This window comes from Paenibacillus kobensis NBRC 15729 (assembly GCF_004000825.1).
GTDB lineage: Bacteria > Bacillota > Bacilli > Paenibacillales > Paenibacillaceae > Paenibacillus_T > Paenibacillus_T kobensis.
Window position 1 is genome coordinate 1 of record NZ_BILZ01000109.1, and the last position, 8,329, is coordinate 8,329.

Below are 8,329 nucleotides of genomic sequence, written 5' to 3' on the forward strand. Positions count from 1 at the left end.
TATCGTACAGTGACAATTAATAATTTATCATGCCTGTACGCACCTAGTCAAGTACTTTTAATATTAATTTTCCGGAGCATTTGCCGCATGCATATCGTGCCGGATCCAGCTTCCGCCGGCGCAAATATTCCATGCCGCAAGCCCGGCACACAAGCTTATATTTGAACGGTCTCGGCTGTCTTGCCTCGCGCTCCGGCAGCGTCTTGCAGAACCGGGTCGCGCCGACCTGCTTGAGCAATCTGCGAAAATCTTCGTCCCGGTGGCGGTATCCGCGCTTCATAATATGCAGATGATAATGGCACAGCTCGTGCTTAATGATCTTCTCCGTCTCTTCGGCGCCGAATGCAGCCAATTGATGCGGGCTGATCTCGATGTTGTGTGATTTCGTAAAATAGCGTCCGCCCGTCGCCTTCAGCCGGCCGTTGAACGTCGCGCGGTGCTTGAACGCAAGTCCGAAACTTTCCATCGATACCCGCTCCACCCATGCTTGCAGCGTTTCGTCATTCATCGTTAATCTCCTCCGCCTACTTGAATTGTAAAGGTGCGGTACGATACACTTCAAGTAGAAGTTATACAAGCCGCTTCGCGCGCTGGCCCTCGAGCCCAGCCGCGGGCTTCGTTAATGAGGGGAGAATTATTCAGCTATGCCAACGATGCGTTATGTCCTAATGCAACAGAATGACCGGATCTTATTCGTCGAAATGCCGCAATCGCACGCTTATCAGCTTAGCGCGCTTAACCTGCGACTGCATAAAGAAATCGACAAATTGACAGCCGACAATGTGCCTGCGCTTCCGCACGCTATTGCGGAGTGTGATAATGTCGAGCTTCACGCTTCCTCCGTGCGGATCGTGTCGGGTCTCGATTATTTGAACGAGCTGGAACAGGACTTCGCGTCCATTCAAGAGAAATCGTACCCGCTTATCTCGCTGTTGACCGAGATCCGCGCGCTGCAAGCGCAGCTTGAGCAATGGTACGAGGAAGAATACGAACAATAATCGAATTTGCTCGAATCAGACTTCACCGGACGTGCACTTCCTCCCTTCCGTGCCCATATGCTATTCATACAGTACGGTCCGGGAGGAGGACGACGCATATGCCGCAGTGGCTGTGCAACCAATTGATGCGCGCCTACCAGAAGAAGGATGTCCGGCAAATCCGTCTGCTGAACGATTGCTGGTTTTTCTACCGCGCGAAGCAGCGTCCGAATGAACAGAATGAGGAGACCGTCACGATCAACTAAAGCATGTCCGCCATGCTCGCCTTGATCGCGGCTTAAACTAAAAAGCCTTTCCCGGCTTGCGTGCCGGGAAAGGCTTTTGTCCGTTGCAGGAACCTATAGGGAAGGCGCATGCCGTTAGTCAGGCTGTACCATCGTCAAGCTGACGCGCCCCTTCTTCACGTCCGCCTCAAGCACCCATACGGTGACAGCGTCGCCTACAGAGACCACGTCGGTCGGATGCTTAACGAATTTCTTGCTCAGACGCGAGATGTGAACGAGCCCGTCGTTCTTAATGCCGATATCGACGAATGCGCCAAAGTCGATGACGTTGCGCACGGTGCCTTGAAGCTCCATCCCCGGCTTCAAGTCTTCGATCTGCAGCACGTCCGTCCGGAACACCGGCGGCGGCAGCTCCTCGCGCGGATCGCGTCCCGGCCGCTGCAAGCTGTCGATAATGTCGCGCAGCGTCGGTACGCCGACGCCCAGCGTTGATGCAAGCTGTACCGGATCAGCTTCGCCAAGCCTCGTGCGAACCTGCTCGGAACCGACGTCCGCCAGCTTCAGCCCAAGCTCCCGGAACAGCTTGTCCACGACGCCGTACGATTCGGGGTGAATCGGCGTACGATCGAGCGGGTTGGCACCTTCTGGTATGCGAAGGAACCCGATGCACTGCTCATACGATTTCGCCCCTAGGCGCGGCACCTTCTGAAGCTCCTTGCGCTCGCCGAACTTGCCGTTCTCGTCGCGGTATTTGACGATATTGCGGGCAATTGTCGCGTTGACGCCCGCAACGTACGACAACAACGAAGGAGACGCCGTATTCACGTCTACGCCGACATGGTTAACGGCTGATTCAACGACGCCGCCAAGGCTTTCCTCCAGCCGTTTCTGGCCGACGTCATGCTGGTATTGGCCGACGCCAATTGCCTTCGGCTCAATCTTCACAAGCTCCGCCAGCGGGTCCTGCAGACGGCGCGCAATCGATACGGCGCTCCGTTCGGATACGTCTAGCGACGGGAATTCCTCTGCTGCCAGCTTGGAGGCAGAATAAACGGATGCGCCTGCCTCGCTGACGATCATATATTTCAAATCGGCAGCACCTGCTGCGCCAGACTTGACTCTCTTGCCGATCAAGTCTGCGATGAACTGCTCCGTCTCGCGAGATGCGGTACCGTTGCCGATTACGATCAGGCTTACGCCATATTTATCGATCATGCCGTTCACGATCCGCTCCGCATCCGCCACCTTATTATTCGGAGGGGTCGGATACGTCACCGCGACTTCCAACAGCTTGCCGATGTCGTCGACGACGGCAAGCTTGCAGCCGGTACGGTAGGCCGGATCGACGCCGAGCACGACTTGTCCGCGAACCGGCGGGGACAGCAGCAGATTGCGCAGGTTGACCGAGAAAATCGAGATCGCATGCTCTTCGGCCTTCTCGGTCATCTCGCCGCGAACCTCCCGTTCGATCGACGGCGCAATCAACCTTTTGTACGCATCCTCAATAATCGATTCGAGTACGGCCTGAATAGACGGCGCCGTAAACTTGCGGATGATTCGGCGGCCGATCCAATCGTGCACCCGGTCAGCAGCGATATCCATCGATACGCGGAGCACTTCCTCCCGCTCTCCCCGGTTGATCGCAAGAACCCGGTGCGGAGGCAGACGCTTGACCGGCTCTTGGTACGCATAATACATTTCGTACACCGTTTCCGCTTTCGGATCCTTGGCTTCCGTCTTCAGTACGCCTTGCTCCTGCGTATACCTGCGCACCCAAGCCCGAATCGCTGCATCGTCCGCGATATTCTCCGCAATGATGTCCATCGCGCCTTGAAGCGCAGCCTCCGCCGACTCAACACCTTTGCCTGCATCGATATAACGCGCGGCCTCCGCGAGAGGATCGCCTTGCTTCGGCTGCGACCAGATCCAATCGGCGAGCGGCTCCAGCCCCCGTTCTTTGGCAACGCTTGCTCTCGTCTTGCGCTTTTGCCGGTAAGGACGGTACAAATCCTCGACTTCCTGAAGCTTGGCCGCCGACTCAATGCTGGCCCGCAGTTCGCTGGTCAGCTTGCCCTGCTCCTCGATGAGCCGAATCACTTCGCGTTTGCGCTCTTCAAGGTTGCGTCTATACTGAAGCTTCTCTTCGATATCGCGTAGCGCGTTCTCATCGAGCTCTCCTGTCATCTCTTTGCGGTAACGCGCGATGAACGGTATCGTATTGCCTTCATCCAACAGCGAAACGGCCGACTTCACCTTCGACAGCGGAATCGACAGTTCGGCTGCGATTTCCTTCACGATGCGTTCATTCTCCGCGGCTGCCTGCGCTTCCGTCTGCTTCGTTTCGTTGATGTCCGCCGTCTCGCTTTGATTATTGACTGCCAAGTCCGCCAACACCTTCCTATTGAAAATAGCTGTTCCCGCATAGAAATGCCCGGCCGTCTCATCGACGCCCGGGCGTCCCGCCGGATCTATCCAATTCCATTAACGCTGCAATCCGACGTAAGGGTTGTTCGCTTTCTCGAAGCCAATCGTCGTCTTCGGACCATGGCCGGAATAGACGACAACGTCGTCCGCCAGCTTGAACAGCTTCAGCCGGATCGAATCGTACAGATCCCGCTCCCGTCCGCCTGGCAAGTCCGTCCGACCGACCGACGACCGGAACAGCACGTCGCCGCTGAACAGATCGCTGCCGCACAGCAGGCTGACGCTGCCCGGCGAATGGCCCGGCGTATGCATGACGGAGAACCGGTGGCCGATCAACTCCAGCGTCTGGCCTTCGTCCAGCGCATATTCAGCCGGATCGGTCGTCAGCGGCGGCGTCACATCCGACCAGCGGCCGGAGCCGTTAAGCTGGGCATTCGTCAGCCAATCGGCTTCCAAGTCGTGAAGATAGACCGGGCAGCCCTTGGCCTTCCGCACTTCATCGACACCGCCCATATGGTCGAAATGCGCATGCGTAAGTATAATCGCTTCGATATGAATGTTCTGTATGCGCTCCAGCAGCCGCTTCGGATTCATGCCCGGATCGATGATGATGCCGCGTTCGCCGCTTTCATCGGTCAGCAGGTAGCAGTTCGTCTGAATCGGTCCGAGCTGGAACGTCTCGATATTCAGCTTGCCCATCGCTTAGAACGAGGAGAGCAGGTCGCGCAATTCGGTGACGATGACGGATTGGTAATCCGTGCCTTCGCCGTAACGGCGTCCCATCTCTTGGCGCGTTGCCGCCAATTTCTCTTGATAATCCGCCGCTTCGCGATCCGGATTCGCTAGCTTGAAGGCGATCATCGCTTCTTGCACATGCTTCGGACGCGGTCCCCATTGACCGAGCACATGGCCGCCTGTATCGGCGAAAATAACGATCGGAATCGCGCGTCCGCCCATCGTCAGAAACTCGTCCATCGTTTCCAGATGCTGCTCGATCACAAGTACTTCCGTTGGAATGCCGCTGATCGACAGTGCTTGGAATACGACCGGCACGTTACGCACAACGTCGCCGCACCATTCAGCCATCAGAATGAGGCAGCGGATGTCGTCGCGGTTGTTCATCGATTCAAAAAACTCCTGATCGTCCTCATTCGCCCATTCGAAGCGGTCGTACCATGACTTGAACTCCGCTTTGTTCTTATCCATGCCGTCCATAAATTGCTGCGGCGAAATCCCTTTGTTCAGCTTTGCTGCTACGTTCTGAGCCATAATAGCAAACCTCGCTTTCATTCCCGAGATAAATAGTCGTCTTTCTCATTTCCTATTGTAGCAGATGACGGCAGATTCAGGCAAAAGCCAGAATCAAATGTTGTTCGATTGCAGCTTCACTTTATCTAATGCTTCCCAGACATGCGGAGGAGCCTTATCGGTAGGGTAAATCGAGCTGCATGAACTAATCATTGTTTCATCGAAAAGAAAGAAGATGTACTCGCGCCCCTTCTCAAAAAGGTAGGGACAACTGCCCCACGTAACGACGCGCGTTATCGTCGTCTCTCCCCTCCACATATGCGAAGCAGCCAACCTGATCTCATACCTATGTATACTCGTGTCATATCTTATTTCTTTAACGACAGCACTCAATACGGTTGCCGCCGATTCCAAATTATTAATACTAGGTTTACAGGAACAACCTGCTCCCTCAATCGCCATAACTTCTCTTCTCGCTACTGTGGAAGTAAAACATATCAAAATCATGATTATCAACAAGAAAGGCCGTGCAATCTTTATGATCTTCATCTCGCTACCTCCTCCTCTAGATGCTAACATCCACCGGCAGCAAGAAACTACACGAATCATACGAATATATAATTTTTGAACTATTATATTAATTTTTTACAGCGACGCAGACATAAAAAAAGCGGACACCGCCCGGCAGGAGTTGCCTGGACAATGTCCGACTATTGGATTAGGATGCTTTACGGCGTGAACGAACGATTTTGTATACGACATAGACGATCAGCAGGCCAAGCGCCACAAGAATGGCCTCGTGAATATATTTGCCCGCTTCCTCATCGATCGTTTCCCACTGGTCGCCGAGCTTCCAGCCGAGGTAGACGAACAATAGCGACCAAGGCAGCGATGCCAGCGCCGTCAGCAGCGTGAACAGGCCGAACGACATGCGCGCCATGCCGGCCGGAATCGAAATGACCTGACGCATAATCGGTACGAACCGTGCGGTGAACACAATGCCTGCGCCGTATTTGGTAAACCAGCCTTCGGCGATATCGATATGCTTCTTCTTCAACTTCAAATATTTGCCGTACTTCTCGAGGAAGGGACGGCCTCCGAAACGGCCGATCGCATATAAAATCCAGTTCTGCAGCACGGCTCCGATCGTTCCGAATATAACGGCACCGACGAATGTGATCTCTTTGGCCGATACCAGATAGCCTGCGTACGAAAGCACGACCTCGCTTGGAATCACTTCAACCATCATTCCGAACAAAATGCCGAAATACCCCAAGTCCTTCATCCATTCCAGCATTGTGGACACGACATCCGACAATATGTGCATGGTTTCTCCTTCCGCCTCTCCTTAGGCATGTCTTTTGCTTCGTATTCTAGCATATACCGGTCCCGGGTTGCTAGAACCCGGCATGTCCGGACACTCCCCTGCATAGACTAGCCTAGAATGGATACGTTGAAACGGGGGTTAAGTTCCATGACTAAATTCGTTGTCGTACCCAAGCGGTATCTCCAGCTAGCCGCTGCCTTTCTTGTCATGCTGTTGCTCATGGCCGCAGTTTGGCGCCTGAACAGCGACAAACCTGCTTCCGCCCCGGTCACGGAAACACAAGTGTTCCAATTCGTGACCGGCGAATTCGAAACGACCGACCGCGCCGGCAAAATGTTAGAAGCTTATCAATGGAGCCCCGGTTCTATCTATGTGACGAAAGGGACGCCCGTTGAGCTTCAGATTACCGGCATTAGCGGCGACCGCCATCCGTTCGAGATCGAAGGGCTAGGCATCAAAGGCGAAGTGCTTAAAGGCAAAACGACGGTCGTCCGGTTCACGCCTAAGGAAGCCGGGACGTACGCAATCCGGTGCTTGACCCATGCCGATATGCGCAGCGGGGGCCCGATGGTTGGTTATATTTTCGTTCATTAACATGGTTTAGACGCGTTCCTCGCAAGGCAAGTGTCCGCCCTTCAGTCCGGCGCATACGATAGCCTTAGAAGGAGGCGGGTCGCTTGAAGCCTACGAACGAGAAACATTCGAGCAATTATCCGACGGCAAGAAAAATTAAACGGGCGTGCAGCAACGAGCTGTACCGTACCGTCAAGAGACTGGGCACCTGGATTCCGGAGAATAAACGCGAGGAAGCCGAGAACATTTATTTTAAAAAGGTTGCGCTTAATCTCCCTTGGATCGTCGAGCATCAGAGCAACCGCAAAGTGCTGTCCGATTGGTGGGAAGAGAACGTCAGCGCCGAAATCGCTGAATTGTGGGAAGTCGACCGTGCCGCGTTGTGCGCTGCCTTTCGTCATGCGTTCGGAGGGTGATGCGGGCTGTCGCGCCCTTATGTACAAGGATACACGTATTCGTTCCAAAACAAAGTCTGCCTGGGCAGCCATCCTGACGCCGGGCAGACTTTTTTGTTATGCCTATAAAGAAAACGAAAATACTGATTAGCCGCCTCAGCCGATAATGGCAAAAGTTTCTACGCCCGCGGGAATCGTCCTAACCCGCTGCAATATGCCGGCCGGATTGAACGTGCGCAGCTGGTAGCTGACCTGCGTCAGGGTTGTAATATTACCGAACCGCACGACGCCGAACGGATCGAATACCGCCTGCGATACGACTCTTCCATTACGGATAAGCTGCGCGAAGAAATTAGTCGTCGTGAACGGAACGCCGCTTCCCTGTACCCATACGACCGTAAGCCGGCTGAATATCGGAGTCGAGCTCGAGCTTGTTGAAAGACGTTTCGTGCGTACAACGGTCCCATTCGGTAAAAGAAACGGAGGATGTACGAATTTCATCGTGATTATCCCCTCCTCTCCTGTCCTGCTTCATGAGACAGCTTATGCAGGAGAAGAGGGTTGTGAATGGACATTTGGCAATCAAGGTGCACAATACAGGCGTTTGCTCGATCCCGTTAACGTTCAAGGAGGGGCAGATGGTGCGGGTGTCCGCCAGCTGCGCTTGCCGAACCATATGAAGCAAGAGCGAACAGCATGAGCCACCAGCAGCCATAGCTCATATCAAAGTCGATTGCCGCATGGAGGGCCAGTACGGCAATAGGGGCGGCTGCAATCCGGCTGCTTGCATTCCTCCAGACGATGACGAGAAGGCAAGCTCCGATCGTGAGTACAAGGACCAACCCGACAAGCCCCGAGTCGAGCAGCACGTCCAAGTAGCCGCTGTGCACTTCGCGTACGCCAAGCTGTTCACCGGCAAGGCGCCGCCATGCATCGCCGCCATGGCCGAATAGCGGCGCTTCCCGCCATAGGCGGAGCGCCTGGGCGTACATGGACGCCCGCGAGGCGGCCGTCTCGTAGTGGCCGCCTCGCGTGAGCAGCGCTTGCGGCAGCAGCGCGGCAAGCGCCGCAGCGCCTAGCGCGAGCAGCGCAGCCGCAGCGCCTAGCGTGCGCACGCGGCAATGCCCGCGGCGCAGCAGC

The 8,329-nt window shown here is 55.0% G+C and carries 11 protein-coding genes; 4 read left to right on the forward strand and 7 right to left on the reverse strand.

Features of this window, described 5'->3' with window-relative positions; all coding sequences use genetic code 11:
- Positions 1–43: 43 nt before the first annotated feature.
- Positions 44–508, reverse strand: coding sequence for a SprT family protein (locus tag PKO01S_RS27940; RefSeq protein ID WP_127534717.1), 465 nt, complete (start codon positions 506–508; stop codon positions 44–46).
- Between the two features lie 136 nt (positions 509–644).
- Here PKO01S_RS27940 and PKO01S_RS27945 point away from each other — a divergent pair, with 136 nt between their 5' ends.
- The gene (locus PKO01S_RS27945; RefSeq protein WP_127534718.1) at positions 645–998 is read left to right on the forward strand and encodes a hydrolase/acyltransferase; all 354 of its coding nucleotides are present in this window, start codon (positions 645–647) and stop codon (positions 996–998) included.
- Between the two features lie 98 nt (positions 999–1,096).
- Complete coding sequence (gene cmpA / locus PKO01S_RS27950) at positions 1,097–1,243, forward strand: cortex morphogenetic protein CmpA (protein ID WP_127534719.1); 147 nt, start codon at positions 1,097–1,099, stop codon at positions 1,241–1,243.
- 114 nt (positions 1,244–1,357) lie between these two features.
- On the opposite strand, the gene PKO01S_RS27955 is transcribed toward cmpA, so the two are convergent.
- The 4 genes from PKO01S_RS27955 to PKO01S_RS27970 all read right to left on the reverse strand — a co-directional run bounded on the left by PKO01S_RS27955 (position 1,358) and on the right by PKO01S_RS27970 (position 6,221).
- The gene (locus tag PKO01S_RS27955; RefSeq protein WP_407669724.1) at positions 1,358–3,613 is read right to left on the reverse strand and encodes a Tex family protein; all 2,256 of its coding nucleotides are present in this window, start codon (positions 3,611–3,613) and stop codon (positions 1,358–1,360) included.
- 90 nt (positions 3,614–3,703) lie between these two features.
- On the reverse strand, positions 3,704–4,345 hold the full coding sequence (locus tag PKO01S_RS27960; protein ID WP_127534721.1) for an MBL fold metallo-hydrolase: 642 nt from the start codon (positions 4,343–4,345) through the stop codon (positions 3,704–3,706).
- A 3-nt stretch (positions 4,346–4,348) separates the two neighbouring features.
- Positions 4,349–4,915, reverse strand: coding sequence for a thioredoxin family protein (locus tag PKO01S_RS27965; protein WP_127534722.1), 567 nt, complete (start codon positions 4,913–4,915; stop codon positions 4,349–4,351).
- 697 nt (positions 4,916–5,612) lie between these two features.
- Entirely contained in the window at positions 5,613–6,221 is a 609-nt protein-coding gene (locus tag PKO01S_RS27970; protein ID WP_127534723.1) for a DedA family protein, read from the reverse strand.
- Positions 6,222–6,368: 147 nt separating this feature from the next.
- Between PKO01S_RS27970 and PKO01S_RS27975 the strand changes: the two genes are divergently transcribed.
- Entirely contained in the window at positions 6,369–6,815 is a 447-nt protein-coding gene (locus PKO01S_RS27975; RefSeq protein ID WP_127534724.1) for a cupredoxin domain-containing protein, read from the forward strand.
- An 83-nt stretch (positions 6,816–6,898) separates the two neighbouring features.
- Positions 6,899–7,210: a dehydrogenase gene (locus PKO01S_RS27980; RefSeq protein WP_127534725.1), complete on the forward strand. Its 312-nt coding sequence runs from the start codon at positions 6,899–6,901 to the stop codon at positions 7,208–7,210.
- Positions 7,211–7,345: 135 nt separating this feature from the next.
- Here the strand turns inward: PKO01S_RS27980 and PKO01S_RS27985 are convergent, their stop codons facing one another.
- Both PKO01S_RS27985 and PKO01S_RS27990 read right to left on the reverse strand, forming a co-directional pair.
- Positions 7,346–7,690 carry a hypothetical protein gene (locus PKO01S_RS27985; RefSeq protein ID WP_127534726.1) on the reverse strand — a complete coding sequence of 115 codons (345 nt, stop codon included), beginning with the start codon at positions 7,688–7,690 and terminating at the stop codon, positions 7,346–7,348.
- Positions 7,691–7,806: 116 nt separating this feature from the next.
- Positions 7,807–8,329: O-antigen ligase family protein (locus tag PKO01S_RS27990; protein WP_164779821.1), on the reverse strand; the 523-nt coding region annotated here is incomplete at its 5' end.